Annotated in this window: 2 protein-coding genes; one reads left to right on the top strand and one right to left on the bottom strand. The window is 67.6% G+C overall.

Translation table 11 applies throughout. The features are described 5' to 3' along the window. Positions 1-517: 517 nt before the first annotated feature. Positions 518-1,066, bottom strand: coding sequence for a GNAT family N-acetyltransferase (locus tag ETD83_RS41535; RefSeq protein ID WP_138650720.1), 549 nt, complete (start codon positions 1,064-1,066; stop codon positions 518-520). A 51-nt stretch (positions 1,067-1,117) separates the two neighbouring features. Between ETD83_RS41535 and ETD83_RS41530 the strand changes: the two genes are divergently transcribed. Next, complete coding sequence (locus ETD83_RS41530) at positions 1,118-1,708, top strand: TetR/AcrR family transcriptional regulator (RefSeq protein WP_230421541.1); 591 nt, start codon at positions 1,118-1,120, stop codon at positions 1,706-1,708. The last annotated feature ends 264 nt before the right edge of the window (positions 1,709-1,972 follow it).

Here is a 1,972-nt window from a genome sequence, read left to right as displayed (position 1 = left end):
CCCCCGGCCCCAGCCCCGAGGCTCCGGTGTGTACGGCCGACCGACTGCCGCTCTCGCTTGCCCTTGCGACGACCACCCGCACGGCCCCGCCGCTGCTTTGGCCTCGCGGACACCACTGCCACCACGGCCACTGCCGCCCATCCGACCCACGATCGCCCGGCCAGCCACCGGGGACGCGGTCCCGCGACCACCCGGCCGACATCCCCCGCCATGCCAAGGGTCAGTTGCGCCTACCGCACTCCTCGCCCGCTGCCGTGCCCCACCGGCCCGTTGCCAAGCTTCATCGGCCCGTTGCCATGCTTCATCGGCCCGTTGCCGTGCTTCATCGGCCCTTTGATCATCCGGTCGACCGGCCTGCGCCTGGCCCGTCGCCGCCCGCCAGCCGATGGCCGTTCGGTCATTGGACGATCCGTTCAGCCGCTCACTGGACCCGCGATCACCAGCCGTCGTCCATGTACGGCATTGCGAGCGCCATCCTCCGCGATTGTCCGGTCGACCGGGTGTCGTCGGTCGGCGATTAGACGGTCGGTCGGTGGTCGTCGGCGAGGATCGACCAGACCTGCACGTCTCGTCGGTCGCCGTTCAGGACGAACCCCTGCCGCAGGACGCCCTCACACGTCATCCCCAGTCGCTCCGCCACCGCCGCGCTGGCGGTGTTCCGCGGATCGCACAGCCACTCGACCCTGTGCAGCCCACGCGCCGAGAACGCCCAATCGATCATGTGCTGGACGGCGGTGGTGATCAGGCCGCGTCCCCGAGCTTCCACGGCGAGCCACACGCCGACCTCGCAGGCGCCCATCGCGGTATCGAACGTACGGAACACCGTCCCGCCCTGGAGGACGCCGTCCAGCCAGATTCCGTAGATGCGCCCTTGGTCCTTGGCTTGTTTGAGCGCATACGACTGCAGGAACTCGCGGGCGGTCGCCTCGTCCACAACCGTGTGCGCCCACGGGATATACCGGTCGATGTCCTGGCGGACCCTCTTCGCGTGCTCGGCGAACTCAGCAGCCTGCCACGGCTCCAGCGGACGGAGCTCCGCGTTCTCGGCGAGGATGCGAGCGAACATGGACCCTCCCAGGGGGATACGTACCGAACGTTTGTTATGTACAATACGGGAGTGCCGGCCAGAGGTGACCACGACGCCCGCCGCCGCGACGTCTCCGAGGCCGTCTGGCGCGTCCTCGCCACCCGTGGCTTCGGCGGCCTGACGCTGCGCGCCGTCGCGGCGGAGCTGGGTGCCTCCACGGGCCTGCTCACCCACTACTTCCCGAACAAGAAGGCCCTCGTCACCTACGCCCTCGACGTTGCCGACGAACGCACCGCGAGCCGTCGCGTCCGGGAGGTTCAGGTTGAGGGTCTTGCTGCTCTGCGCTCGGCGCTAATGGACGTCCTCCCCCTCACCCCTGACTCGGCGGCCATGAACCGCATTTGGGTCAGCTCATGGGACGGCGCGCTGGCCGATCCCGAGTTGGTTGTTCGCGAGAAAAATCGCTATCAGGATTGGCGCGAGCGTCTTCGTTCGCACGTGGCCGCTGCCGTGGAGCGGGGTGAACTGCCCGCATCGTCGGATGTCGATGGTGTCGTCGCTACTGTCGCTGCTTTCACTCATGGTCTGGTCGTCCAGGCTCTCTTCGATCCGGAGCGGTTCCCTGCCGTTCGTCAGACTGAGATCTTGGACGCCTTTCTGATGTCGCTTTCGGGCTGTTGAGTGTTGGCGGGGCTTTGGTTGTCCGGGCTGTTTTGGGTGGGGGTGTGTTGTGGTTCTGGTGTGTTGTGGTTCTGGTGTTTTGGTGTTCTAGGGTCGGCGGTGGGGTGGCGCTGCGTACGGGGCCGCCCCTCCAAAGTCAAGGGCGCTTCGCGTCGCTTCGCGATGGGACTTCGTCCCACCCTTGACTTTGGAGCCTCTACGGCCCCTGGGTGCAGCTTTCGTCGGGCAGGCTCCGCCTGCCCCCCGCCCGACGCGCCACCCCAC

The sequence above is a fragment of the Actinomadura soli genome, from assembly GCF_005889715.1.
GTDB lineage: Bacteria > Actinomycetota > Actinomycetes > Streptosporangiales > Streptosporangiaceae > Spirillospora > Spirillospora soli.
The sequence above is the reverse complement of the archived record's forward strand: the minus strand, read 5'-3'. Positions and strand labels throughout refer to the sequence as shown.

Excerpts from the sequence above, each read along its gene's own strand:
- ETD83_RS41535 (WP_138650720.1), bottom strand. The coding sequence starts at position 1,066 with ATGTTCGCTCGCATCCTCGCCGAGAACGCGGAGCTCCGTCCGCTGGAG.